Source organism: Bradyrhizobium jicamae (assembly GCF_001440395.1).
Lineage (GTDB): Bacteria > Pseudomonadota > Alphaproteobacteria > Rhizobiales > Xanthobacteraceae > Bradyrhizobium > Bradyrhizobium jicamae.
In genome coordinates this window covers 1-25,829 of record NZ_LLXZ01000177.1, presented here as the reverse complement: position 1 = coordinate 25,829, position 25,829 = coordinate 1, and the positions used below count along the sequence as shown (strand labels likewise).

Sequence of the window (25,829 nt, the reverse complement as noted above, 5' to 3'; positions counted from 1 at the left end):
TGATCCAAATCACAGTCGCGAGATCGCTTTGTGTGCGGCAATCCCCTGTCCGGAATCGCCCTGCTGGGCTAAGACAACCTCCGATGCGGCGGATCGGGGTTCATATAGCGCTGGTGGCGGGCGCGGCGCTGATGCTTGCGGGTTGCGGCTTTGCCGACGTCCGCGCGCCGGTGCCCGATTTCATGCGCGGCAAGGCGCCCGACCCGCCTACGTTGGGGACGCCGCCCGACGTCAAGATGCTGCTGCGGCAGAAGCTGGACTCGGTATTTATGGCGGCCTCGCAACCGACACATGTTCGCGTCTCCGAGCCGCGCCCCAACCTCCGCGGCCCCGGCTGGACCGCCTGCGTCAAGGCCGAAGTGGTTTCGGTGACCGGCAAGCCCCTGGGCACGCAGACCTATCGGATCGAGATTTCCGACGGCGTGATCGCCGATCGGCAAAAGGTCGAAGCCGAGGATACCTGCACCAGCGAGAGCTACGAGCCGGTCTGACGCTACAGACACCTTGTCGTCGCGCGCACCGGACAGAGCTTCAGCGCGCTCGTCAGCGAGAACAGCACGCGCGCGCCGCGGGTTGGATTGTCTGGTGCGCGGTAAGTGAGCGGCGCGGCGGCGCCGATGTCGGCTTGCAGGCCGTCGACGAGGAAGAAGCGGACGCCGGCGCCGGCCGAGGTCAGCGACAGGCCGTCGCTCAGGTGGTAGCCGTCGTTCCAGGCGACGCCGCTGTCGACGAAGGCGTAAAGCTGGTAGCCGCTGAGATACTGCAGACTGGTCTTCTGGTCGAAGCGCAGTTCGGCCGTGCCGGCAAGACCGTTGTCGCCGCTGATCTCGGCGCTGCCATAGCCGCGCCCGAATGCGAGGCCGCCGAGATAGAATTGCTGCGAGGTGAAGAGCGGACCGGACGCGGCCTGGCCGGCTGCGGCGAGTTTCAGCGACCACGCATCTGTTATCGTTTGGTAGCGCGTGAACCAGAAATTCAGCGCGGAGAATGTGGCTGATGCGCCGAAGCGCGACAGGTCATCGTCGCCGCGGTGCGAGGCACCGAAAATGTCGAGGCCCTGGCGATAGTTCGCCGTCAGATAATTGGTACCGCCGAAATCGTCCTGCAGGCGGTAATCGGCCGTGAAACTGACGGTGCGGATGCGGTCGGCGTAGATCGGGCCGAACACGTCTTTCTCGGACGCATTGGTGAAACCGGCAGCCGCAGTCAGCGTCAGGCCGGACTTCTGCGATTGCAAGGGAACGATGCTGCCGCGAATTTCGAACGAATCGGTCTTGATGGTGTCGCCAAAGAGACGGCGGTAATCGCCGGGCCGGACCTCGCTGTAATAGCCCGACGCGCCGACGCGGGCACCGTCGGTGCCGACCGGCGCCTCATAGGAGAGCCGGCCGAATGCGAGTTGCCTGACATCGCCGGGCGTGGTCGAGAGATTCACCGCCAAGGAATCGCCTGCTACGAGATAGGAGTTGAACGCGGCCGCTCCGTAACTCTGCCACGGCCCGACCGAGGACGATCCGAAATTGTCGACGCCGAACGAGGTGAAGACGTGCCAGGTTTTCACCGACAGGATCAGGCGGAAGTGACCGCTCGCGGTGCCGATCTCCTCGATCGCGGTGTCCTCAATCCGCACGCCGGGCCTGCCGTTGATCAGCAGCAATTGCCGTTCGAGCGTTGCAAGCCGCGACGGCCGTTCCGCCAGCACGGCCGCGAGCATCGGCTGGACGCCGAATTGCTCGGCGCCGTCGCCCTTCAATGTCAGATCCGTGATGCTGCCTTCGATGACTTGAATGCGAAGCGCACCGCTCTGGATATCCTGCGGCGGAACGATCGCGCGGCTGAGATGAAAGCCGGCGGCGCGATAGATATCGCCGATCGCAGCGGCCATCGTGGCCAGGTCGGCCTGCGATACTTTTTTCCCGATGTAGGATTGATAGGCGGTCGCCAGCCGGTCCTGCGGGATCGCGACGGCGCCGCGGATCGAAACGCGCCGAAGCACGAACAGCGGCATCGAGTTTCCCTGCCCCTCCGCGCCAGCAAATTGCGGCGACGGCAGCCGCGGCCGTCCGTTCGCACCCTGACTCGATTGCTGGTCCTCGAAACGTCTCTCGGTCTGCTTCGGATCATACGCGGGCTGGTTGGCGTGCTGCGCCTGCGCCGGGAAGGCGATCAAACTCCACAGTCCGACGCTAATCGTCACCACGCGGGACAAAGCTGAAGTGGCCCGCCTCCGTAATTGTACGGATGAAGAGCCGAAATCGGTGACGGAACTGGTAGCCATATGATTTTTAATAGAAAATTATGGTCAATGAACGGTTAATGCATCACGCGAGGCGCGCGGCTTTCGCTCACTCAATGTTGAAACATTTCTCCTAGCCTACGGGACAAAGCGGCAATGGAGAGAGTTTCATGCGTGCGGCCAATCCGATCTCAGCAGCACTCGCTGGAGCATTTATGCTGGCTGCGGCTTCCGGCGCGTTCGCCGCCGATGGCGGCGACTGGACGGTCAGCAAATCCTCGGGCGAGGTCTGGCTCGCCGGCAGCGGCGTGCAACAGGCATCGCTGAAGCAGGAAGACGTCCTGAAGCCGGGCGATACGATTCGCACCGGCCGTAACGGCCGCGTCCTGTTGAAGCGCGGCGACGAAACGATTCTGGTCGCGCCGAATTCCGTAATCGGCGTCCCCGCCGAGAAGAAGGAAGGGCTGTCGACGACGATCATGCAGAAAGCGGGCTCGATCCTGCTCGACGTCGAAAAGCGCAACGTCAAGCATTTCGAAGTCGAGACGCCCTACCTCGCCGCCGTGGTGAAGGGCACGCAATTCCGAGTCACCGTCAATGCGGGAAAGACCAGCGTCGACGTGATCCGCGGCCAGGTTGAGGTCTCCGACTTCAAGACCGGCCAGATCGCGCAAGTGATGGCCGGCCAGCATGCGACCGCCTTCGCAAGCGGCAAGACCGGGCTGTCGCTGGGCGGAGCCGGTGTCCTCGCCCCGATCGAGCAAGGCAAGCCCCGCGCGCCCTCGATCGAGCGCACGCCGGTGCCGCGCGGAGGCCTTACGGCGATCCGCCACGCCAGCAATGGACAGGGCGTCCAGCCGTCACGTCAGTCCAGTGTGCACTTCGCGAGGCCGGGCGTGACCCGCATCTCATCGTCGATCGGCGAAGTCCGCCTCAACGTCCATCGCGTCACTCACGGCCTCGCCCGCGACAAGTCGGCGGTGCATGGCGGATCGCGTAACGCCGCCAGGGACAACACGGTCTGGGATGCGTCCGACACCGCGAACAACAGCCAGGGCAACGGCGCCAGCAGCGCAGCGAACAGCGCCTCCAGCGTCAACGCCGCGATAGCTGCCTCCAGCGGCTCTGAGGGCGGCGGAAACGGCAACGGCAAAAGCAACAATGGGAATGGAAACGGAAACGGCAATGGGAACGGGGCCAATGGCAACGGCAGGGGCAATGGCAACGCAAATGGGCATGGGAACGGAAACGGCAATGGGAACGGCCGGGGCAGAAGCTGAACGGTGAGCTGACGCGCATAGCCCGAACTGAAAGCCATCAATCCCAACCACGCCGCATTCGAACCACCAGAATGGTGACCACGTGAAACAGTATCGGCCGCATCTTTTCGTGATGATCGCGTTGGCGATCGTCCTGGCGGGCGGCTGGCATAGTTCGCTTCGCAATGTACTGGCCGACCAGCGATTCTCCTGGCAGTCGCGCCAGGTCAGCGGCGACATCGTGGTGGTCGCGATCGACGCGTCGTCGATCGAAAGGATCGGCGTCTGGCCGTGGCCGCGCCTGTTCCACGCCGAACTGATCCGGCAGCTTCAGAAGGCGGACGTCCAGGACATTGCGCTCGATGTCGACTTCTCGACGCCTTCCGACACCTCGTCGGACCGAAATTTCGCCGAAGCCCTGCAGGGCGCCGGCGGATCGGTCGTGCTGCCCTCCTTCCAGCAGCCCCGCACCGACAGGACGACGCTTCACGTCAATCGTCCGTTGCCGCAATTCGCTGAACATTCATGGCCTGCTCTCGTCAATGTCGAAGTCGGACCCGACGGCCTCGTCCGCCGCTATCCGTTCGGCGAGAAGCTGGACGGCAAATTCGTGCCGTCGATGGCTTCCGTCATCTCCGGCCAATACGGCGAAAAGCGCGCGCCATTCCTGATCGACTACAGCATCCGAACGGCCGGCATTCCCAAAGTATCCTTTGTCGACGTCCTGCGCGGCGACCCGGCGACACTGCAAAAGCTCAGGGGCAAGAAGGTCATCGTCGGCGGCACGGCTCTCGAACTCGGTGACCGCTTCAGTGTCCCGAACGGCGTGATCCTGTCCGGTCCCGTGCTGCAGACACTGGCCGCAGAATCGCTGCTGCAGAACCGCGCGCTGCAATGGACTTCGCACGTCGTCACGGCGACGGGCCTGGTCCTGCTCGCCTTGCTCATGCTGCTCTCATGGCGCCGCCTTTCCGCCCGCAAGCGCGTGGCGATGCTCGGTGCAACGGCGGTCGCCCTCGAGACCGGCGCCTTTGCCCTGCAGGCGGCCTTTCCGCTCATTGTCGACACGTCGCTGTTCCATATCGCCATCATCGTCTACATCGCGGCCACCGCGCTCGACGAAATCGACATCCGCGATCTGCTCGGCAGGGTCGCCGAGAGCCGCTTTCAGCGCGTGGCGATGTCGCTCGGCGACGGCCTGATCTGCACGGATTCCCGTTACATGATTACGGTCTGGAATCCCGGCGCGACCGCGATCTTCGGCTACAAGCCGGAGGAAATGATCGGCCGCCCCTTCGACGAGATCTGCGCCCGCGACGAAGCCCTCCCCACGTCTTCCTTTTCGATCGAGAGCGCTGCCCATCTGGCTGCCGGATCAGTGGTCGAGTTCGACGGACGCCGCAGCAATGGCGAGGTGTTTCCGGTTGAAGCTTCCTTCTCCGGCTGGCAAGGCGCCGATGGGTTTCAATTCGGGGCGATCCTGCGCGACATCTCGGTACGCAAGCGCGAAGCCGAGAGGATCAAATATCTGGCGGAACACGACACGCTGACAGGGCTCATCAACCGAAACACCCTTCACGCCCAACTCGATGCGAAAATTTCTGCCGACGAGGCAAGCGGCGGCAAGGTGGCCCTGCTGGTGATCGGCATCGACGGCTTCCAGCAGATCAACGACATGCTCGGCCATACCTGCGGCGATCTCGTGCTTCGCGCCATTTCGCAGCGATTGGCGGCGGCAACTCCGCCGACGGGTCTCGTCGCGCGTTTGAGTGGCGACGAATTCGCCATCGCTGTTCCGACGAGCGACATCGGAGAAAACCTCAGCCGCTTTGCCGAGCAGATTGGCGACAGTTTCGACGCGCCGCTGCTGGCCGGAAACCGCCACCTCCGCGTCAAGGTCAGCATCGGCGCCGCCGTTTGCCCGGGCGACGGACGAAAGGCCGATGAGCTTCTCAGCAACGCGCATCTAGCGCTGAGCCGCGCCAAGGCGACCAACCGCGGCGGCTATGTGCTGTTCGAAGACTCGATCCGGCGCGAACTTGAGAAGCGCCTGACGCTGGAAGCGGAGCTGGCGCTGGCCGCGGAACGCGATGAGTTCGAATTGTTCTATCAACCGCAACTGCGTCTGGCCGACGGCCGCCTGATGGGCGCCGAAGCCCTGATCCGTTGGCGTCATCCCGAGCGGGGCCTGGTTTCGCCGGCGGAATTCATGCCGATCGTCAATACCTCACCGATTTCCGAACGGATCGCCGACTGGGTTCTGCAAACCGCCTGCGCCAAGGGTGCCGCCTGGGAACGCGCGGGACACAAGCTCCGCATCGGTGTGAACCTTTCACCGTCGCAACTGGAGTCCGGCGGTCTCGCCATCTCGGTCGCGCAGGCGCTCGCCAGCACGGGTTTAAGTCCGACCAGCCTCGAGCTCGAGGTCACCGAAGACATCCTGCTCCACGACGAGCAGGAGGCGCTGAATACGTTCCTCGAGATTCAGGAACTTGGCGTTCGTCTCGTCTTCGACGATTTCGGCACCGGCTTTGCCAGCTTGAGCTATCTGAAGAAATTCCCGCTCGATGGGCTGAAGATCGACCGCTCCTTCGTGTTGGGCTTGCTGACCAATCCCGACGACGCGGCGATCGTCAGTTCGACCATCGGGCTGAGCAAGCAGCTCGGCCTGTCCGTCATCGCCGAAGGCATCGAGGACCGCGACACGGCCGACTTCCTGGTCAGGATGGGCTGTGAAGAAGGACAGGGCTATTGCTTCGGCAAGCCGATGCCGGCCCACGACTTTGAAGCCAAATTCCTCACGGCTCCCGCCGCCGCCGAGGTGGCGTAGCGGCTGGTCGCTCGATCAGGCTGAACGATCCGTTAACGCGACCGCTCGAACCGATCTAGCCCTTATGAGGTAGGCGGGACGCGTGGCATCAGGCTGAACAATCCGTTAACGTGACCGTTCAAATCCGAGCGTCGCTACAACGCTATTTTCCACATCTACCCGTTAGCATCGCCGGAAGAACGCGACAAACAGCGGGCCACCGGCCGCAAAAAATCGCGAGCGGATGCAGAGAAGTGGCAGGGATTGCCGACACATCGATAGTTCGCCGCGCGCCAAGCACGGAAGCAAAGGCCTGCGACACGTTGACGCCGCTGGCCGACGTGCCGGCCGTTCAATGGCGCGCTCTTTCCGAGCGCGCCTCCGAGCCGAACGGCTACTACCTGCCCGAATGGGAATTGGCGGTGAACGCCTCGGCGCGAGGTCGCCTCGATGCCGCCGCGCTCGGCGCGTGGCACGATGCCTCCCGCCTGATCGGGCTGGTGCCGGTGATCTCGATGTGGCGCTCCCACTGGATCCCGCTCCCCGCCTTGGTCAGCGCCGATCCCTACGGCACGCTTTGTACGCCGCTCCTCGACGCCGATATGGCCGAGGAAGCCGTGACGAGCATGCTGCGACGGGCCCGGCAGGCCGGCGCGCATGCGCTGATCCTCCGCGCCACTTCACTGGATGGCCCGGCCATGACAGCCTTCGCCGACGTGCTGCATCGCGACGGCATGCAGCCGCTGGTGCTACAATCGTATGTCCGCGCCTGCCTCGACGCCACGGCTGATGCCGACGAAGTGCTGCGCGAGGCGCTGGGCGCAAAGAAGCTGAAAGAACTGCGTCGCCAGCGCAATCGTCTCGCCGAGCATGGCGCCATCCGGTTCGAGGCGGCGCGCACCCCCGCCGAAACCGCCACCGCTCTCGAAACATTCCTGAACTTGGAAGCAAGCGGCTGGAAGGGCCAGCGTGGCACTGCGCTTGGCCAGCACGAGGGCGACGCGGCCTTCATCCGGCGCGCGATTCCTGCATTGGCTGAGACCGGCCAGTGCGAAATCGTGACCTTGCACGCCGGCGAGACGCCGGTGGCCGCGGCAATTGTGCTGCGCCACCACGACCGCGCCTTCTACTTCAAGCTCGGCGTCGACGAGCGCTTTGCGAAATTTTCGCCGGGCGTGCAACTGACGCTGGATCTGACCCGACACCTCTGCGCCGATCCTGATATCTCGATGGTGGATTCCACCGCGGCCCCCGACCATCCCATGATCAACCCGATCTGGCGTGGGCGCCTTGCGATCGGCGACGTGCTGGTCCCGCTGCGGCGGAACGATCCCGTTGTGTCGCTGATTCGTACTGCGCTCGGCTGGCGCGGCGCCATCCGCAAGTCGGCGCGCCGCCTCGTTCATTTCATCGGAGCACGGAAGGAGAAATACTAATGAATACGTCCATTGCACCGGTGATTACGGCCGAGCACGACGCACTCCGTCGCGATTTCCCGCTAAGGCCCTTCGCGATCCGCCACAAACTCGCCAGCCATCCACTGCTGACGCTGCCACGCATCGCGCAATTGGCCTCCGAATTGCCGCGCGACCTGATCGAATACAATTCCGGCAAGGTCGCCATCAGTCAGGATCCGGATGCGACCCCCACCGTCGATCTCGACCCTGTCGAGGTCGTACGAAGCATCGAAACCGCCGGCGCATGGATGGTGCTCAAGCGCGTCGAGAATTCGCCGGAATACCGGGCATTGCTGGAGGACACGCTGCTGTCGGTCGCCCGCGCCCGCGGCTTCAACAGCCTGCTCGATGCCGGCTTCGAGCAGGTCGAGGGCTTCCTGTTCGTGTCCTCGCCGAATTCGACCACGCCGTTCCATCTCGACAGCGAAGACAATTTCTTCGTGCACATCCACGGCGAAAAATTCTTCACCATCTTCGACAATACCGACCGCTCGATCGTTTCCGATGACGAGATCGAGCGCTCGATGACCAAGCATCGCAACCTGAAATACGACGAGAGCATCGCGCCGCGTGGCACGGAATTTCACCTGTTTGCCGGCGACGGCTGCTACGTGCCGTATCAGTGGCCGCACTGGGTGCGCACCGCCGGTTCATTCTCGATCTCGATCGCGATCACCTGGAGGACGCGCGAAATGCGGCGGATGAACGATTTGCACCTCTTCAATTCGATGCTGCGCGGCATCGGCCTGCCGCAGCAGCCGCCCGGCAAGCAGCCGGGGCTCGATGCGCTGAAGCTTGCGTGCTATCGAACGGTAACGACTGCAGTCAAGCCGCTGGGCTCCTCCATGACGATACGCCGCGTGCTGCGGCGGATCGCATTGGGAAAGCGGGCGAATTATTATCTGAAGGGCGCCTGAGCGACCACCTCACTGCAGCGGTGAGTGCGGCGCCGGCAGCATGATGGTTGAGTGCATTTCCTCGAGGAAGCCCGGCCCCTTGCCGAGGAATTCCTGCCACGCCGGATCCTTCATCGCATTGCCCCGCGCTTCGGCGCGGGCGTTCAGGCTGGGATAGGCCCAGATGTGGCAGGCCTCGTTCGGCTGTCCCGCTTCGGTCGTCCAAAGGCCTACAATCTTCGAATATTTCTCACGCTCCGGCAGCACACCGGTGAACGCATCCAGCCATTGCTTGAGGCCGCCCGCCGCCTTGGCGCGATAGTTGCGGAGTTCGTAGACATTGCCCGTCGATGCCGGGGCAACCGGGGGCCTTACCGCGTTCATCAGGCGAACCTCCTGACGGACGAGCAAGGGACGGATCAGCGGCACATACTCACCGGTCCAGCGCGGGTTCTTGGCCAGCTCCGCCCGCATCTTCGTGCGTTCGTCGAAACTGTTGTAGCTCCACATGTGCAGGACCTGATTGAGCGGCCCGATCTCGGTCGACCAATAGCCTTCCAGCTTGCCGTAATCGTCCTTGCGGATCTCGCGCGATATCGTGCTCGCGGCCTTGATCATGTCGCCGAGCGTGCCGGGCTTTACGGTGTAAGTTCGCAGTTCGTAGATCATGACGCCTCCCCTGGTTTTGCTGCTTGTTCGTTGTCGGGGCGACACTCATTGTCAACCGCTACGCTGCGCTTGCGGAGAGAAGCCCCTCACTCCGACCCTCCAGAGCGAGCTTTCGCTCGTCTCGACCCCGCAAGAGCGGGGCGAGGGAGAAGAACCCTCGCTTACTCCGCCGCCTGCGCGTTGATCTCAGCCGAGACCTGTTGGATCGCGCGGGCGAGTTGCTCGACGGGCTGGGCGCCGGACACCGCATATTTCTGCGCGAACACGAAGGTGGGAACGCCGGAGATACCCTTGTCGGAGGCTTCCTGCGCCTGGCTGGAGATCATCGCGACATCCTCATCGGTTGCGAGGCGCTTGCGCACGTCGTCGGCATCGAGGCCGACCTCAGCCGCGGCCTGCACCAGCACGTTGACGTCGGTGAGATCGCCGCCATCGCGAAAGTACAATTCCATCAGCCGCTGCTTCATCTCGGCCGATTTGCCCTTGGCCTCGGCCCAATGGATCAGCCGGTGGCAATCGATGGTATTGGGCTGGCGCTTCACCAGTTCAGGCCGGTAGGTCAGCCCCTCCTCGCCTGCGGCCGCCACGACGCGACCGGCTATGCCTTTGTAGGCTTCGACCGAGCCGAATTTGGCGGTGAGATATTCGTCGCGGCTGATGCCCTCGCGCGGCACCCAGGAATTGAGGAAGAACGGCCGCCAGCGCACTTCGACCGGAACATCCGGCACCAGCGCCAGGGCGTTCTCGATCCGGCGCTTGCCGATGTAGCACCAGGGGCAGACCACGTCGGAGACGATGTCGATCTTGAGGGGCTTTAAGGTACTCATCGGGGTCTCCTCGCAGAATGATGGCCGGAAGGTAGTCTGATCGGGCGAGGAGACAAGGGCAATCGCCGCATGTCTCATATCACTTCACCTCCGCGGTTATTGTGGCGGGCGGCCGGCCTTTCTAGAACTCCAAGCATCGATTTTAACCGCGGAGCCCTGCATATGACCGCCATTTTCACGCCGGAAGGCCCCCTGTTTCGTGCCACCGAACACGCCGGCGGGCCATGGTCGCCGGATATGCTGCAGGGCAGCGCGACCACGGCATTGATGACGCGCGAGGTCGAGCGGCTGGCCAATGCATCGGGCTTTGCGGTCCGCCGCCTCACCTTCGATCTCTGGCGCCCGGCCGGGCTGCGCGCCTTTGGCGTTGAAACCGAGATGCTGCGCGACGGCCGCAAGGCCAAGACCATCCAGGTGCGCCTGCTGGACAGCGACGTCGAGATCGGCCGCTGCACGGCGCTGTTGACGGCGCAAGGCAGCGAGTCGCCAGCCGATCCGTTCTCGAAAGATGCCGGTGACGCCGCGCCGGAAACGGGTGCGCCGCCGCCCGCCTTCGCACAGAAATGGAGCCGCTATTTCCAGAACGTCTCGGTTCGATTGATCGAAGGCGCGCTGGAAAAGCCCGGCCCTGCGGCAGCGTGGATGCGGCTCGACGTGCCCATGGTCGAGGGAGAGAGCAACACGCCGCTGTTGCAGGCGGTGCAGGCGGCGGATTTTGCCAGCGGCGTCGGCCAGATCGTCGACATGCGCGAATGGACCTTCATCAACCCCGAGATCAGCCTCTATTTCTTCCGCCCGCCGGAGGGCGAATGGATCTTGATCCGCTCGCGCACGCGTGCAGGCGCCAACGGCGCGGGGCTGACCATGGCGACGCTGAGCGACCGCAAGGGCCCCTTTGCCGAAGTGTTGCAGGCCATGACCTTTGAACGCCGCGCCGCGCAGGCTCAGGCGTCCTGAACCCACACATACAGAGCGGTCGACCGACGTCCGCTTTTGTGCGCATTCCGGATTAAAAAACGCCCCGCAGAAAAGCGGCGCCTACTCTTACGGCCTGTAGGTACCGGCGTCCGCGCCGCCAACCAGGCCGCCTCTATTGTTCGGGTTGCCGTAGTACTGATACTGACCGTAGCTGCCGCGACCCATGCCGACCGTACCTTGGTTGGTATTGACGCCCGACCTGTACTTTTGGCCCGACTTGTACTTCTGCTGACTTGTGTATTGTTGCTTTGTCTGTGCAAGCGCGAACGTGCTTGAGAGTGCGAACACAGAAGCCAATGCCAATGTCGCAAGTTTCATGGTCGTTCTCCCTTGATTTTAGGGAAGTCGAGTCAACCCACCATGATGGTTTGTGTTCCAAGCCGTCTCATGATTTTCTTGTTCCAAACCGTCTTCAGCGCGACAGAAGCCGCCAAGCTGTTCACATTTCACAGAGCCTCGGTGCTCCAGGAAGTGCTGGTTGTCCGGTACCGCACGCAACATGGTCGAGCGGTTCTGAGCAAGCAACATCGGCGCTTCTCGACCCGAAATGACGGCATCACAGCCAACTATCTGGCAAGCTGACATCAGTCGGCCAGTGGCGGCGTGCCAGTGAGTCAACGCCCCAGTTTTACAAGCATCGCTTCCGATCCTTCGTCCGCCGGCATGAACATCTCCACGCGCAATTCCTGCAGCGTGACGTCCTGCGGCGTTCCCAGCGTCAGCACCGCGCCGATCAGACCGATGCTGACGTCGCCCTTTCTCAGGCGCACCTCGCACAACGGTCCCGGCGCATCGGCTTCGTTGAGCTGGGGAGCTGCGACATCAGGCAGCTTCAATAGTTCGCGCCAGGTCGATTGCAGGGCCAGATCGAGCGGTGCGGCCATTGCCTCGTGACGGGCGCGCGCCAAGAGCGCGGCGGCGACATCCGGCCAGTCCACGACGAATGGGCGCAATTCGTCGGGGGCAAGAAACATCCGCATGTGATTGAGCGGCCGCGTCATCCGCGCTTCGCCGAGCAGCATCGTCATCAGCCGCGTGGCTGCGCGGTTGGCCTGCATCACGTTCCAGCGGCGGTCGGTGACGATGGCCGGAAACGGCTCGTGCCGCCGCAACAGCAGATCGATCGCACGCTTGGCGTCGGCGACTTCGGGCGCGGAGAGATCGCGTTCGCCATATTGCCGGGCAAAGCCGCCGGCCTCCAGCAGCGCGTTGCGATCGCGTAAGGAAAGTCCGAGCGCGGACGCCAGTTGCAGCAGGATGTCGCGGCTGCCGGCGGCCTTGCCAGTTTCGACGTAGCTCAGATGCTTGATCGAGATGCCGGCTTCGAACGCGAGATCGGCCTGGCTCATGGCACGGCGGTTGCGCCAGCCGCGCAGGAGGTCGCCGACGGGATTGATCGGCAGCGGTGCATGTTGGCGCGAGTCCATGCGGCGATTATGCGAAGGGAGTGCGCCGCTGTAAACCGCGAGTCAACGGATTATGCCAGACTGGCCGCCATCTGCCGCATCCGCTCGGCGGTGAGGTCGTCGGCGGGGAAAAACGTCTCCAGCGCCAGCTCCTGCAGCGTGATGTCGACTGGCGTGCCGAACACCATGGTGGTGGAGATGAAGCTCAGCACCTCACCGCCCGCGCTCCGCAGCTTGAAGGGGATCGCGACATTGTCGGCCGAGATCGGACCGGACCGCGCCGGCATCTTGTAGGCCTTCAGCTCCTGATACAGCTTGAGCAATTCGGGGTCGGCCGTCGCCTCGCACTGGCGATGCAGCCGCTCCAGCAGATGTGCGCTCCATTCGGCGAGATTGACCGTGCGCGGCGCAAACCCTTCGGGATGGAAGGCGAGCCGCAGAATATTGATGGGCTGCCCGAGCAATCGCGCCGGAATACCTTCGAGCAGCGGCGCCACCATGCGGTTGGCCGTCACCAGATTCCAGTGGCGGTCATAGGCCAGCGCCGGATTGGGCTCATGCGCCTTCAGCACGAGGTCGATCGCCTGACGGGCGGACTTCAGCGCGGGATCGTCCAGCGAGCGCTGCGGAAAAGCCGGCGCGAAGCCGGCGGCGACCAGGAGCACGTTGCGTTCACGCAAGGGAACCTCCAATCGTTCGGCGAGCTTCAGCACCATTTCGCGCGACGGCGCGGCGCGGCCGGTCTCGACAAAACTGAGGTGACGCGCGGATATTTCGGCATCTCCCGCCAGATCGAGCTGGCTCAGATGGCGGCGCTGCCGCCATTCGCGCAAGTGATCGCCGATATGGACGGGTTGGGTTCGTTCGGCTCGCGCCGTGGCAGCATGTGCGTTCATGGTGGAAAACCTACCATGCGAATTTCACCCATTCCATTACGTCCGAGGTAGTGGATATTGATATCTAACCGACTGAAATCTTAGGATTTTCTTTCTCCCACGCTCACCGATACCAACACAAATACCAACACCCCGCAGTGAACTGCAAACAACAAAAAATCTTGGCGATCCGATTGGCCAGCGTGCCCAGCCCTCAGGCCGCCTCCATCCCGCCCCCCGCCAAGAGGCTTGGAACGTCCACCATGGCGACGTCCGCGTCGGCTCTATCGGGCCTGCGCTGGCGTCGGCGGCATTGATCAGCAGGCTTGGGCTTGCGACATCTGCCCGGCCTCGCATCGTGGCGTGCAGGCCCAATGGCATGGCCAAAAGCTTCGACGAGGGCACCTTCGCCGCCGCGGTCCCCAGGCCGAACCCATAGCACACACGCCCGCTTCGAGCTCAGCGATGATGTTGTCGGTGATTTCGTCATAAAGGTTTTCCCGGTCCTCGCCGGTGCTCGCCCGAGGATGTCGACTGGACATCACGGTTCTCCGCGATGGTATCGCGAGCCTCTCTCGCGGCTGCATACGCTCAAAAGCCCTGCACCGGCGATCGCTGCAAATTCCAACTTCGCCAAAATCTATCTTGAACTAAAGAAATTGAGAGACGAGGTTGAGTGCATCGAAAGCATGTCGCGGTTGCGCGCAAGCCACGCGACACGAGCGGCTAACGATGAACCTAATTCGGATAACCGCATTCCCTCGCACCAAGGCTGACAGACGCTGCTATCCGCTCGGCTCGGCACCCAAATCTGAAATGATCCAAATGGCGGCCATTACGTTCCGACAACGTGCAGCTGACTGGATGTCCCGCCGATCGATGCGGCGCTCGGCACGTTTCATCGAGCAATGCCAAGGCTCCATCGGGGCTGAAACGATCACTCAATCGAGCGGCACGACGCCAGGCTGATGGCGCCAGACGGCCGAAACGCCTTCCTCTGCCTGAGCGCGCTCCTCAAGCACGTCCGGCATGACGGTCGTTCGACCCAACTACGACAGTCAATATTCTCTGAGAGGCCATCTCTGTGCTCTACCCTTCCCGGAAATGCAATCAAATGGGGGATTCGGTTTCGATGCGTCTAAGCAGGCGAGGAACATGGTTTTCGAGCCCATAGAGACGAGCCGCACCGAGCTTTGTACTGACGCGGACGCCTAATATCGGCTTTCGTCGATAGAACGTGACATCCGTCGGCTGGCCCGATGTCGACAGCATCGTAAGCGTATGCGTGAGCATTCCCTCGCGAGACACAAAGTGTTGCTCAAGGCGCTTCATCGCGTCTTGTAGTGTAATGTCCTGTGTCATCAGTTGTCAGATAAGATCCAGGCGGTCGCTGCACGTGGTTATTCCACGGGTCGCTCGTCCGAGTCATTTCGATCAGAGCATTGCCGCTGAAAACCGACTAAGTCTTCAAACCGCGTCCGACTCGGCCGCGCCTCGCCGTGCATTGAAGCGTCACCGGATTGTACCCCTCCAAATTTGCCCGGTAAAGGAAGGGACGCTCGTGTTGCCCGCGCCCCTCATGGCGAGCGGCCCAGCCCGCTTACGCGAAGAAGCACTGGCACAACTTCGTCCAAGTTCAGCATAAGCCCGCGATCACGCTCGATGTCTCGTGGTCATTCTTGGGACAAATTCAAATCGCGGACTCGCAACCACCGATTCTTGCAATTGATCGAACGCCAAGTTCCTAGGTTAGCTGCCTGACAGCAAGCTTCCTGGACCCAAAGCACAGAATATCTTCTAATCCGTTGATTTTGTTGCTGTGAGCGCGTTTCCGCCCACAAGGCTAGCGCGTATCCATACCACCATCGGCGGGCGCATTCCCGGACAGAGCGCTTTGCGCCACGGCTTTCCAAGGAGCTGTTTTCGGCAGTACGGGCACTGCTGAGACGGCGATCGAAGGATGAACTGCTGATGTGCCTGCTCGCAAATCCATCGTGCCTTGATCGTGGCGGCCGGTGTGCGCAGATCGAGTCAAATCAGACGCCAAATGCCCGCGCTGCTTAGCTTTACATTTCTGGATCTGAAATGCGGGTCAGCATCTTCACGTGCGGTCCCGCCCGTTTGAAGATCGGCTCCCAAAAGGCATAGGCCGTCTCGGCGAAACTCGCGCTTATGGTGAACTTCGTGAGCGCCCCCCGATATGCGGCCTGTCGCCGGCAGCCCTGCCCCTCGACTAGGTTCCAGATGAATTGAGCGACCTGGCGCGCGTACGTGCTCGGCCGACCTCGGTGGTTGGGTACGATCTCAAGCCGCATGGTCCCGGTGTCGCGCGTCTCCGGTTCGGCGATATTGGCAAGCCAGATGAAGATTGATGGATCAATGCTCGCGGCATAGCCGTCCCGCTTGAGCTGCTGATTGATCATAGAGAACGCGGTGGCGGCCTCTCTGAAGCATTCGCTCAGGATGAAGTTCGCCTGATTCTCCAGTTTGCCGCTCCGAAGATCGTCCAACAATCTGACCGCCTCGTCGGTGAGCCGGCGCATGTATTGCAGTTGCGGTTGCCCTCCGCTGTCAGCTGGTTCCTTCTGCACAATCAATTCGGCCGCATCCGCGCGGAACTCCGTTGCGGCTTCTTTGACGACGGTCAAAAAATTGCTTTCAAGACGGGAGCCGCTGATGTCTTTCGATGCCGCTTCGCCTCCCACGCGTGTCTCTACCAGGTCCTTTGCATGGTCCAACGCAGCATCCAGGCTTGCTGTGACGTTTTCAAGAGCTATGTTTTGATAGTCGTTGGTGATCTTCACCAGGAGCTCGGTGGTAGTGTTGGAGTCTAGGAGTTCCTTCTTGCGCAGCGCCGCCGCATTCTGAGACCCAAGCACCGCAACGGGATTCGGAACCGTCGCTTGCGTTGCAAGGATTGTTTGATCAAACGTCTTCTTGCCTGTGTGCTCCGATCGCGGGTTGGAAGCAGCAATCCCGCTGGACGCAGCAAACAGACCATCGTCAACGGCTCGGCTCGCCGCCGCGGTAAGCTCCAGCAGAGAGCGTCGCGCGCAGCGCGTATGGCTAGCACGCCGCCTTTTTTGCCTGTAGCCCACGACCTAATGACCCCTCCACAAGCTCTTTCAAGACCCAGCGCCACAACTCATGAACTTCCTCCGAGGCTCTTCCCTCTTGTGCAAACTCGGTCACGCCTAATCCTGCCCCGAGCGCGTCCTGGTGATCATTGCGTTGTCCGACATAGGGAAACGCAAGCACACCGAGCGAATTGAGCGACGTTGCAGCTTCACTCAAGCGGCAGCCCCGCGGTGGCGTCTGATTAAGGACGAAACCAAATCGGCGGTTGAGCCTACGAATAGCAATCAGCGTCGGTATCGCAGCTTCGATATCGGCCGGACTCGGACGCACCGGGATCAGGCAAATATCGGCCATCGCGATGGCGCGCATGGCCAATGCATTGCTAGTGGCGGCCGTATCGATGACAGTAAGCCAGATCCCCTCAGCTTCGAGGCTAACGAGCGCGCTTTCTATTTCGGCAGGATCGCATACCCGAACGACGCGCGGATAGGGATGGCCGCGTCGCTCTTTCCATTTTGAAATCGTGCCTTGTGAATCCGCCTCGACAATTGCGACGCGCTCCCCGTTCGGCATGGCTGCGACTGCAATTCCGACCGCCAGCGTGCTCTTGCCGCTTCCGCCTTTTTGGGTGACCAGAGCAAGGACATACATCGCCTGCGCGTCCCGGATGACAATGACATGAAACGATTCGTCGAAAGAATTGAGCCTACCAGGTATATCGTTAGTGGGTGGGCCTTGATTTGGTTGTGTGTTCCACGCCCCGCTCTTGATGCGCCTTCACGACAGCGAGTGGTAGGTCACCGACCTCATGCCACGCCCAAGCCCCGAGCGGTTAAAGATGGCGGCCAGTCCGCTCAAGCTGGACATACCCCAGAACTACAGCGAGGGCGTTTTCCGCGATGTCGAAGCGAGACTGATGCCATGTGAACCTCATTCTCGCGCCTCATACATCCTCGTCGTTCCGGAAAATGGCATACATCATTATGAATACTAGCTTGAGACAGGAGCAACACACAAAGGTTTTCAAGGTGTGAAACGCCTCCGTTTTGGCGAAGATCGGGAAGATCAATATGTCGTGGCGACCGCGCCATCCCAGCGGTAATTCACGCGGACCAAACCGATATCGACGTCTTGACCGATACGGGCAGTCCCGTCAAAAGCGCCCGCCGGGCGACCCACGAGTCCGAGTGTAAGAAAGACGTCCACGTCCCGATGACCCATGAATAGGTGATCGTACTCAACACCGATGGACCAGTTCGGAGCTAAGCCAAATTCAACGCCCGCCCCTACCGTGCCGCCCCAACGAGTTTCGCTGCCATTGTCGATCGTTAGCCCAGACGCAAAATCGAAAACCCGGTATTTGTCACGCACGACCGCAGCTCCACCTTTCACGTAGAGCAGCACGTTATTCCAGGCATAACCGACTTGGCCCGTGAATAGGCCGAATGCGTCAAGCTTGGATTCATTCTGGACGCCTGCGAAAGCGAGATTGGCGTTGGAACCCTTGAAATCGGACCAGTTACCCTGAGCCTCCAAGCCAAACACCGAGTTCGCTATTTGCCAGCGATAGCCGATTTGACCGCCGACCGTGCCTCCGGTCGCTTTATGGCACCCCATGCCAACGGGCGGAGCGACGACCACGCCGCCGGCGTTGACCACGTCCCAGCATTGATGAGCGGAGCCACCGCCGCCATTGATGCCGATGTAGAAGCCGCTCCAATCATAGATTGGAACGACCGGCGGGGGGGCTTTGACGTAGGGCCGCGCGGCAAGATCAGCGGCAGAGGCAGGAGCGGCCAGTGCAATGAAAGCTATCGTGCCCAGCAAGGCTTTCTTCATTCTCTAAATCCAGCTTCTGTTTCTGTTTCCGCTGACGCTCTATAAGACCAAGATTGCCATGTGACCATCTTCACCATCAATTCCCAAGGTTGATAGTTGACTGAGCCTGAGCAGACGTCGGACGGACCAAAGGGCATGTCGTTTCGTCAGTGGATGCTTCTGCCCACTAGTTTCGATCGCCGTTTGTCCTTCAAAGCCCGCTGAGAGTGGGGTGGCGTATCGTTGTAGTCGGCCCACCTAATCACAAGGCGAAACCGGTCACGGCGTCCTCATTGCGGGTTCTCGCCCGCCTCGTCGCGCCAAATGCACGCGCCCCTCGCGTGACCGAAACCGGCTCGCGTCCATCTTACGAGTGGCCATTGATTGGCCCGAAGGAGAAAGCGCGAGCGCGAATCGGCGTCGGGAAACATGCGACCGACGCTGTCCCCACCGCGCCCGCGCCGCCAGCGGCGGCCAGGCTTGCCGCTCTGGAAGCAAAGCCGACCACCGCGCTCCCCAGTGACGGTGAGCGCGGGGACACCGGCGAGTTGTATCGCAGAAAGGACTGCGCCCGCACCTACCCGGATTCGTGGGCGGCCTGTTACTCGCCGAGGTCTAAGCTGGTCGCTTAGCATTGCAGACGAAGGAAAGACCCGCGAGTCCCTTTTCACAACACATGCCCAGTTACGCCAACCGCATGAGGGTAGCCAAAATTGGCAGGGACCGCGCAACGGTGCTTCACGGCGCGCTTGTTCTAGTCGCCCTCATCGCCGGGCTGCTGCGTCCGCTCGGGGAGTACGAGGCGATTGTGGTAGGAGGTTTTTGATGCGCGCCGCTATGCCGATCGCCCGGGCTATATGCTGACGCGCCTGAAGCTGACCGCTGTCCGCGATCAGCTGGATGGGCTATTGACGAGGCCGGCCGACTAGAGCTGAGCCTACGCGAGACCCTGGTGCTGCTGTGCGAGCCTGATATTGCCCGCAAGGACGAGCGGCGCATCGAAATGACCCGCAAACGTGCTCGCTTCCCGTTCGTTCGCGATCTCTTCGGCTTCCCACTTCTCGGCCCAGCCGTCCCTAGATCCCAAGCAGGTACGCGAGCTTGCCGGCGCGCGCTAGATTGCCAATGGCCAAATGTCGCGCGCCATGGAAAACTGCCCCCTCTTTTTGCCTCCGATGAGAATGTTACCGAAGCGGATCCCCTTGTTCCTGGATTCGGCTTGCCGCGAGTCCAAGCAAGCCGCTCGCGAAGCGCGCGCTCCATAGCGCTGTAGCGAGCGAGCGGCTTGCGGTGATTAGGCGAAGGCAACTCTCGGGATCCGAACTTCAGGTACGGAGCGTGGGTCGATGCTTTACGTGATCTCTGCGCTGCTAATGAGCTGTCGAGCGGCCTTTGATCGCTAATTCTTCACCAGCCGCGGTACTGTAGCCGCTGATGCCGCCCGAACCGACCGAGTGTTGTGACGCCGGCGCCCACACAAGAGCCGCGCGATTGTTTGACGCGGGTCAAGGTGGCTATGTCGATCATCGAACAGAGTATGTTTGTGACCGAACAGACGTAACGCGTCTTGCGCTCGTAGAGACAGCGCCTTATGACCACTTCAGGAGCAGCGCGGGTTTAGGTTGCGCGGCCTTCCGTTTGCGCTCAAGGGTGTGGCGGTTTTGAACGGCTCCGAGAGGCATCGCTTGCACCGGGAGCGCCCGCACGGTAAGACGCCGTAAGACAGCAGCATCCGATCCCACCGGCGGCCAGAGCCAGTACCTTTTCGGCGAGGCATGCCTTCAACGGTGACGTCCGCTTTGTTTCCCGCACCATCCAGACAGCACCGCGATGCGGCGAGAGGGGCCAAAGGGGATCGGAAACCGTGCCGCATGGCGGCTCCCAAGTCAGAGCATCACAGCCTAAGCTGCAATCTGCACAGGGAGAACAGAATAACCGTGCACAAAATTGGACGCAATTCGCTCCGGTTCGCCGACAACTTTGACCTCCAACCGTGCATTCAAGAGTTCTTCCCAGAGGACTTTCAACTGCAGCTCCGCAAGATGTCGACCAACGCAGCGGTGGATACCGAATCCGAACGAGAGGTGCTGCCGCACGTTCCTGCGATCGATGACGAAGCTGTTGGCGTTCCCGATGACCTCTTCGTCGCGGTTACCGGAGATGTACCACATGACGACCTTGTCGCCCTTCCTGATTTGTTTCCCACCTACGATGACGTCGGCAGCGGCGTTGCGGCGCATATGTGCGATGGGCGTCTGATATCGAATAATCTCGGAGACCGCGCTCGACACGAGATTGGGATTATCGCGTAGTTTTCGCAGCTCGGAAGGGTATTGGTTCATGAACAGGACGCCGCCGGTAATCGAATTGCGTGTGGTGTCATTTCCCCCCACGATCAGCAGAATCAGATTCCCGAGAAACTCACTCGGCTCCATATGGCGAGTTGCGGGCGAGTGCGCCATCATCGAAATCAGATCGACGCGTGGCTCGGCATTGATGCGCTCGTTCCAAAGTCGCGTGAAATACTCCAAGCATTCGGACAAGATCGTGCTTCGCTTGTCCCAACTGTCGATCTCATGGCCAACAGCTGCGTCCGACCAATAGGTCAAAAGCCGCCGATCCTCGAATGGAAAGTCGAATAGCGTGGCGAGCATCTGCGTCGTCAATTCAATAGAAACCATGTCCACCCAATTGAAGTCATCGTTACGCGGCAAGCCGTCCAGAATCGTCCTTATCCGACGGCGGATCAAGTCTTCGAGTTTCATCAGGTTTTCCGGTGCGACTATCGGACTTACGGTATTGCGCTGCTCGCCATGTTTAGGAGGACCCATTTTGATGAAACTCGGAGTCCAGTGCTTGTCAGGCACGTCGACAATAGTGACGCCCTGTTCCGACGGGAATGTTTTGTGATTTGTTTCTACAGCTACGATGTCTCGGTATTTCGTTAGGGACCAATATGGACCATAAGCGCTGTTTTGGCAGTAGTGAACGGGATCTTCCATCCGCAACCGCTCGAAACAGTCCCATATGCTATCATCTTGAAAGCGCTTGGCTTCGCTTACATCCAGATTGCTCAGCGGAATATGACACGCATCGCCGCCTCTACAGTCCGCCAATCGCGTTTTCATGATCGTGTCCGCAGATAAGGCCTTACGGATGCACAAGCCTCGACTCATGGTTCGAGCTGGCGTGGCATTTTGGTTGCGAGCGGGTCGTCGCTCGACCAGAGTATCCCAAATTGCAGGCAGTCCCCCCTACCATATCCGATAGTAAGGATCGCATCGACTTTCTAGGTGCCGTCTAGGATGGGGCGCGTGTCTCGGTGAGACATTTCTGATTTCCGCCAATCGACGAAGCCTGGGTGAGGCTCGGGAATGAGGACCTACCATTGGGAGCGCAGCAAGGATCGAATCCGCTTCTTGCAGGTCAACGAGTCTCGATGGCTGGCGCGCGTCAGTTTGGAAGCCCGCCAAGTCAAGGCGGCACTTTCGGCCATGCCAGTCAAGACCGATCGGAACGACGCCCATGGAATCGCGCAGGTGGTGAGAACGGGGTGGTTCAAGCCTGTTCACGTCAAGAGCATCGGCGGCCAAAGGGTCGGACGGTGGCGGCTACTAGCAAGCATATCATCCGCTCCATCGCTGCCGCAAAGCAAGTCATCCGACGACTTCTGCGTCCGCTCGGTCTCAAAGTCGGAATCGTCTCGCGGACTCTGTTCGCGATGCGAGTTCGTGAGTTAGATGGCGATGACGTCATGCTGGAGGCGCTCATGAATCCGCTGCTTGCCGGACGCGAAGCGCTGATGCGGGAGCACGCCCGACTGCATCGTCTGGTACTGAAGGCCGTGCGCAGTGACCCGGCATGTCGGCTCTTGATGACGATGCGGGGATCGACCCGGCCTCTCTGCGTTGACCTTCCGCTCCACTGCGGACGTTCCCAGGCGATTCCTGCCTTCCCAATCCGTGGGCGCCTATCTCGGGTTGACGCCCCGGCGATACCAATCTGGCGAGATTGATCGGGTGGGACGGATCACAAAAGTCGGAGATGGAGAGACGCGCACGGCCCTGTTCGAAGCTGCCAACGTTGTTCTCAGGCCATCAACCCGATGGTCTCCGATGAAGTCGTAGCGTCCACCTCCAGGCGGCTGACTACGCCGAAGAGCTTGAACCGACCATTCAACCGAATCCCATCATGTGGCCGCTTTGCCGACCACGAACAGAAGCAAGGTACCGCGGCGCGTGTTCTTAAGGGATTGACAGAAGCAGACCGAATACAGGAGCAGATTCTCGCGGCATTGAAGGAGCATGAGGTGGGGCGAAGACGGCGGACCTGGCCACAAGCATGGTATCTCCGAAGCGACGATCTACAATTGGAAGGCCAAATTCGGCGGCATGGACGTTTCCGAGGCGAAACGGCTGAGGGCCTTGGAGGAGGAGAACGCGAAGCTGAAGACGCTTCTGGCCGAGCAGATGCTCGACACGGCCGCCCTTCGCGAGCTGCTTTCACAAAAATGGTAGGGGCCGCCGCCAAGCGCGCTGCGGTCGCCCATCTGCAGGCCGTCATGAGCCTGTCGGAACGGCGGCCTGCTCGATCGTGAGTGGCTGCTGGACAAAGATATGGAGAATCTGGCTCCGGATCCCTTCCGCCGTCTGGCCGAAATATTCAGGAGAATGGAGGAACTGTATTACAGCACTTCGCTTGAGCGCTACCAGACCGCCACAGCATGATGCAATCGGACAGCGTGGTTTGATTGGCAAGAGCGGCTTGAGGAACGGATGTTGAGATCCAGCCGACAGCCAAAATCGCTCCAAGGATATTCAACGATAGAAAGTAACAGGGTGGTACTTAATCCATTGAACGGAAGAGTGCGGATTGATCAAGTTGTCCCTATCGTGCAGGGGACTTTTCCTTTGGTCGGCCAACCGACGCGACCGAGCGCGACCCCGCCATGCCGCAACCGCTTCCGCACGATCCTCGAAACCGGCGACGCAGACGTGAACGGTCCCACGGGCGACGTGAAGGACAGGAACAGATATGAAATATCGACCTTCGGTCGAGCCCGCAGGATGTAATTGGCGAGCGCGGCGCCGGCCTCCTCGAGAAGCGGTGCCACCCGGTCACGCTTGCCCTTGGTGCGCCGGACAAAAATCTCGCCAGCTCGCCAGTCGATATCCTGGAACTGAAGCGCGCGCAGCTCGCCGTTGCGAATGCCTGTGGTGGCGAGCAGCAGCAGGACGGCCCGGATCGCGAAGGTCGATCGGCGTCGCCTTGCCGATAGCATCGATGGCGCGGCGAACATCATCCCACGAAAGCCGGGGCGGCAAATGGGCCAGACGCCAAGGGACGTTCTTGGAACAACGGAGGCCAGATCCTGCTCGTGGTGGCCAGCCCAATGCAGAAAGCGGAGAAACGTTCGGATGTGAGAAGTCGCCGCCGTGCGAGTGGCGGAGGTCGCCGAGAGCGACAGCCGATACTCGACGGCAGCAAGGACATGCTCCGCCATCAACGCCTTGAGGTCTTGGCCGGGGTGGCGATGGCGGAGCCAATCGAGAAAGCGCCGCGCGCCCAAGAGAACGCCATCGCGAGACTTTGGCTCAAGGCCTCGTACCCTGCTTAGATCGTCCGAAAAGGAGCTGAAAAGTGGGGCGTCCGGACCATCGACTACACTGGGCGCCGAGGCAACGAATCGTTCGGGCGCCACCCGCCGCGCGTGTTGAAGCGCGGACACTGCTGCAATCCGCGGCGAGTCCGGGATGAACGTGCGTAGATAGCGATCGACGATAGCTTCGCCGATCGGCCGTGAACCGCAATGTGCCGCAGCAAAATGGCTGAACCGCGCAATCCGGCTCAGATAAAGCTTAGCGGATGCTTGCTTGTAACCGAGTGAGAAAAAGTGGCCGCGATGCGATCCATCTCGGCGCCGAGCGCCCCGTCACGAAGGCGCTTGAGCACCCCGCGATACGGAAAATAGAACTCGAGCATTGTGCCCCTCTGGTGTTGCGGCGCAGGGGGATCCCGCGTCCGCGCGAGAGGCACCAAATATTATGTGGCGGAAGAACCTTGGCGTGGCCGGCCCAGGCAGGCGTTAGGGCGCCTCCGCCACATAATCTCGTCCGACACATAAATGGGGGGCAGCCCGCATGCTCTCACGCACCAAAGCCGCAAGCCCTTCCATCCCCTTGCGGAAGTCTACAGATTTAGTCGCCACCTTCACCCGGACTGCTCGGGACGGGCTGATTACCGGGGCGCCTTCAGCGCATGAACGATGGCAGCAATCATGGCCGCGTCCGCGCGCCACGGCCGGCCCGGATGGTAGCGCCATCGATCTCAATCTCGATACTCCCGCTACTTGGTTTGGCCTTGGATCGGCGTGCCTCGTGCTCCGGGGCGACGGTCGCGGCCGGTGTGTCGACCACAGCAGGTACAAACTCAGCTCATCAACCGTTACCGGCGGCACTTGGCGCGCTTGGCGGCGCCAAGTGAACACTTGTTGGGGCGTTAGCCCATGTCGCCGGGCGACGTCGGAAACGACCGCACCTAGTGCCAGCGTCTCCTCGACAATCCGGGCCTTGTCATCCTTGGAGAACCAACGACGTCGTGCGCGCGCGCCCCGTCTCCGTGATCACTTCGAGCCGGCGCGCCGCCGCGTCCGACTTAAGCGTATGGTCAAGCATAGACACGAGCCGATCCCTTCAAAGAAATCGTGAACCTCGCTGATCTCTCGCGTCACGAGAAGGTGGGTTCAAAACGACGCTTACGATGGATCTGGCCAGGTGGCTCGAGAAGAAAGGCATGCGACATGTACGCGGCGCGCCGTGTCATCCCCTGACCCAGGGAAAGATCGCGCGTTGGTACCAGGCCCTCAAGAACCGCATTCTGCTGGATAACTACTACTACCTGCCCGGCGACCTCGAACGAGGCCGCCCCGTTCCTCTGCCCGGTCCGCGATGGCCCGGAATTCATCTGGACGACAGCTCATCCCCATCGGCGGGTTTGGAGCGTAACGGCTGATCTTCGAACCGTCGTCCTCCTCTATCTTCTTGTTTGAGCGTGACCTTCCCGGAAAACCGATATCCACTTCTCTGGATCATGCTCGAGAAGCCGTCATAGATGCGTCTTGTTGCCAATCCGCTCCGAACAAACGAGCGCGTCGACTCGCGCATCCAGGCTTCTTCTTCCATCTTCAGCGACCGTCGTGCGGCCGGATTCGCGATTGAGCAGCGCATGGATACCGGCGGCTGGGACGGCATCACTGAACAGGTAGCCTTGTCCTTCTGTGCAACCATTGACTACCAGAAAGCCCAGCTGGCCTGCGTCTTCGACGCCCTCGGCGGTAGTCGTCAAGCCGAGTCCCTTGGCAAGGCCAAGGATAGCACGAACGATCACCCGGCTGTCGGTACTGTCGTCAAGTTGCGACACGAAGCTGCGGTCTATCTTGATCTTGTCGAGACGAAACGAAAGCAGCTGGCTAAGCGTAGCATAACCTGTTCCGAAATCATCGAGCGCGATGCGGACGCCCGC

Annotated in this window: 22 protein-coding genes and 3 pseudogenes; 11 read left to right on the top strand and 14 right to left on the bottom strand. The window is 61.3% G+C overall.

The features are described from left to right. The first annotated feature begins 83 nt into the window (after positions 1 to 83). Positions 84 to 491 carry an LPS-assembly lipoprotein LptE gene (locus tag CQ12_RS29610; protein ID WP_057838822.1) on the top strand — a complete coding sequence of 136 codons (408 nt, stop codon included), beginning with the start codon at positions 84 to 86 and terminating at the stop codon, positions 489 to 491. A 2-nt stretch (positions 492 to 493) separates the two neighbouring features. Here the strand turns inward: CQ12_RS29610 and CQ12_RS29605 are convergent, their stop codons facing one another. Further along, positions 494 to 2,278, bottom strand: a complete 1,785-nt coding sequence (locus CQ12_RS29605) for a ShlB/FhaC/HecB family hemolysin secretion/activation protein (RefSeq protein ID WP_057838821.1) — start codon at positions 2,276 to 2,278, stop codon at positions 494 to 496. Positions 2,279 to 2,406: 128 nt separating this feature from the next. Between CQ12_RS29605 and CQ12_RS29600 the strand changes: the two genes are divergently transcribed. From CQ12_RS29600 to CQ12_RS29585, 4 genes are all read left to right on the top strand, one after another. Continuing rightward, complete coding sequence (locus CQ12_RS29600) at positions 2,407 to 3,516, top strand: FecR domain-containing protein (protein ID WP_057838820.1); 1,110 nt, start codon at positions 2,407 to 2,409, stop codon at positions 3,514 to 3,516. Between the two features lie 82 nt (positions 3,517 to 3,598). After that, the gene (locus tag CQ12_RS29595; RefSeq protein WP_057838819.1) at positions 3,599 to 6,325 is read left to right on the top strand and encodes an EAL domain-containing protein; all 2,727 of its coding nucleotides are present in this window, start codon (positions 3,599 to 3,601) and stop codon (positions 6,323 to 6,325) included. Positions 6,326 to 6,558: 233 nt separating this feature from the next. Then, a complete protein-coding gene (locus CQ12_RS29590; RefSeq protein WP_057838818.1) occupies positions 6,559 to 7,740 on the top strand; it encodes a GNAT family N-acetyltransferase in 1,182 nt (393 codons plus the stop codon). Then, a complete protein-coding gene (locus CQ12_RS29585; protein ID WP_057838817.1) occupies positions 7,740 to 8,678 on the top strand; it encodes a cupin-like domain-containing protein in 939 nt (312 codons plus the stop codon). Before CQ12_RS29590 ends, CQ12_RS29585 begins: the two co-directional genes overlap by 1 nt. Positions 8,679 to 8,687: 9 nt before the next feature. On the opposite strand, the gene CQ12_RS29580 is transcribed toward CQ12_RS29585, so the two are convergent. Both CQ12_RS29580 and CQ12_RS29575 read right to left on the bottom strand, forming a co-directional pair. Further along, positions 8,688 to 9,326, bottom strand: coding sequence for an NIPSNAP family protein (locus tag CQ12_RS29580; RefSeq protein WP_057838816.1), 639 nt, complete (start codon positions 9,324 to 9,326; stop codon positions 8,688 to 8,690). Positions 9,327 to 9,487: 161 nt separating this feature from the next. Continuing rightward, positions 9,488 to 10,153: a DsbA family oxidoreductase gene (locus CQ12_RS29575; RefSeq protein WP_057838815.1), complete on the bottom strand. Its 666-nt coding sequence runs from the start codon at positions 10,151 to 10,153 to the stop codon at positions 9,488 to 9,490. A 162-nt stretch (positions 10,154 to 10,315) separates the two neighbouring features. Between CQ12_RS29575 and CQ12_RS29570 the strand changes: the two genes are divergently transcribed. Next, positions 10,316 to 11,110 carry a thioesterase family protein gene (locus CQ12_RS29570; protein ID WP_057838814.1) on the top strand — a complete coding sequence of 265 codons (795 nt, stop codon included), beginning with the start codon at positions 10,316 to 10,318 and terminating at the stop codon, positions 11,108 to 11,110. A gap of 87 nt (positions 11,111 to 11,197) precedes the next feature. Here the strand turns inward: CQ12_RS29570 and CQ12_RS29565 are convergent, their stop codons facing one another. After that, complete coding sequence (locus CQ12_RS29565) at positions 11,198 to 11,449, bottom strand: hypothetical protein (protein ID WP_057838813.1); 252 nt, start codon at positions 11,447 to 11,449, stop codon at positions 11,198 to 11,200. A gap of 69 nt (positions 11,450 to 11,518) precedes the next feature. On the opposite strand from CQ12_RS29565, the gene CQ12_RS29560 reads away from it, so the two are divergent. Further along, complete coding sequence (locus tag CQ12_RS29560) at positions 11,519 to 11,713, top strand: hypothetical protein (protein ID WP_057838812.1); 195 nt, start codon at positions 11,519 to 11,521, stop codon at positions 11,711 to 11,713. 32 nt (positions 11,714 to 11,745) lie between these two features. Here CQ12_RS29560 and CQ12_RS29555 read toward each other — a convergent pair whose 3' ends face one another. From CQ12_RS29555 to CQ12_RS29530, 5 genes are all read right to left on the bottom strand, one after another. Then, positions 11,746 to 12,558: a helix-turn-helix domain-containing protein gene (locus CQ12_RS29555; RefSeq protein ID WP_057838811.1), complete on the bottom strand. Its 813-nt coding sequence runs from the start codon at positions 12,556 to 12,558 to the stop codon at positions 11,746 to 11,748. Positions 12,559 to 12,608: 50 nt separating this feature from the next. Next, the gene (locus CQ12_RS29550; protein WP_057838810.1) at positions 12,609 to 13,433 is read right to left on the bottom strand and encodes a helix-turn-helix domain-containing protein; all 825 of its coding nucleotides are present in this window, start codon (positions 13,431 to 13,433) and stop codon (positions 12,609 to 12,611) included. A 2,045-nt stretch (positions 13,434 to 15,478) separates the two neighbouring features. Beyond that, positions 15,479 to 16,510: a hypothetical protein gene (locus CQ12_RS29540; RefSeq protein ID WP_157088566.1), complete on the bottom strand. Its 1,032-nt coding sequence runs from the start codon at positions 16,508 to 16,510 to the stop codon at positions 15,479 to 15,481. Continuing rightward, complete coding sequence (locus tag CQ12_RS29535) at positions 16,479 to 17,141, bottom strand: ParA family protein (protein ID WP_057838807.1); 663 nt, start codon at positions 17,139 to 17,141, stop codon at positions 16,479 to 16,481. The genes CQ12_RS29540 and CQ12_RS29535 overlap by 32 nt, the downstream gene beginning before the upstream one ends. Positions 17,142 to 17,555: 414 nt before the next feature. Beyond that, positions 17,556 to 18,329: an outer membrane protein gene (locus CQ12_RS29530; protein ID WP_057838806.1), complete on the bottom strand. Its 774-nt coding sequence runs from the start codon at positions 18,327 to 18,329 to the stop codon at positions 17,556 to 17,558. A gap of 836 nt (positions 18,330 to 19,165) precedes the next feature. Between CQ12_RS29530 and CQ12_RS47805 the strand changes: the two are divergent. Beyond that, positions 19,166 to 19,423 (top strand): annotated as a pseudogene (locus tag CQ12_RS47805) (ATP-binding protein); the annotation flags it as partial. Between the two features lie 786 nt (positions 19,424 to 20,209). On the opposite strand, the gene CQ12_RS29525 reads toward CQ12_RS47805, so the two are convergent. Further along, the gene (locus tag CQ12_RS29525; protein ID WP_057838895.1) at positions 20,210 to 21,436 is read right to left on the bottom strand and encodes a cytochrome P450; all 1,227 of its coding nucleotides are present in this window, start codon (positions 21,434 to 21,436) and stop codon (positions 20,210 to 20,212) included. Between the two features lie 780 nt (positions 21,437 to 22,216). On the opposite strand from CQ12_RS29525, the gene CQ12_RS46820 reads away from it, so the two are divergent. Continuing rightward, positions 22,217 to 22,435 carry a transposase gene (locus CQ12_RS46820; protein ID WP_283807423.1) on the top strand — a complete coding sequence of 73 codons (219 nt, stop codon included), beginning with the start codon at positions 22,217 to 22,219 and terminating at the stop codon, positions 22,433 to 22,435. Between the two features lie 125 nt (positions 22,436 to 22,560). Continuing rightward, positions 22,561 to 22,890 (top strand): annotated as a pseudogene (locus CQ12_RS29515) (transposase); the annotation flags it as partial. 294 nt (positions 22,891 to 23,184) lie between these two features. Here the strand turns inward: CQ12_RS29515 and CQ12_RS29510 are convergent. The 3 genes from CQ12_RS29510 to CQ12_RS29500 all read right to left on the bottom strand — a co-directional run bounded on the left by CQ12_RS29510 (position 23,185) and on the right by CQ12_RS29500 (position 24,855). Then, complete coding sequence (locus tag CQ12_RS29510; protein ID WP_245310229.1) at positions 23,185 to 23,610, bottom strand: tyrosine-type recombinase/integrase; 426 nt, start codon at positions 23,608 to 23,610, stop codon at positions 23,185 to 23,187. 545 nt (positions 23,611 to 24,155) lie between these two features. Continuing rightward, entirely contained in the window at positions 24,156 to 24,290 is a 135-nt protein-coding gene (locus CQ12_RS47290; protein WP_283807422.1) for a hypothetical protein, read from the bottom strand. Between the two features lie 103 nt (positions 24,291 to 24,393). Continuing rightward, positions 24,394 to 24,855, bottom strand: a complete 462-nt coding sequence (locus CQ12_RS29500; protein ID WP_245310234.1) for a transposase — start codon at positions 24,853 to 24,855, stop codon at positions 24,394 to 24,396. A 215-nt stretch (positions 24,856 to 25,070) separates the two neighbouring features. Between CQ12_RS29500 and CQ12_RS44310 the strand changes: the two are divergent. Then, positions 25,071 to 25,223: pseudogene (locus CQ12_RS44310) on the top strand (IS3 family transposase); the annotation flags it as partial. Between the two features lie 189 nt (positions 25,224 to 25,412). Here the strand turns inward: CQ12_RS44310 and CQ12_RS29490 are convergent. After that, the coding region (locus CQ12_RS29490; RefSeq protein WP_157088564.1) for an EAL domain-containing protein at positions 25,413 to 25,829 on the bottom strand (417 nt) is incomplete at its 5' end.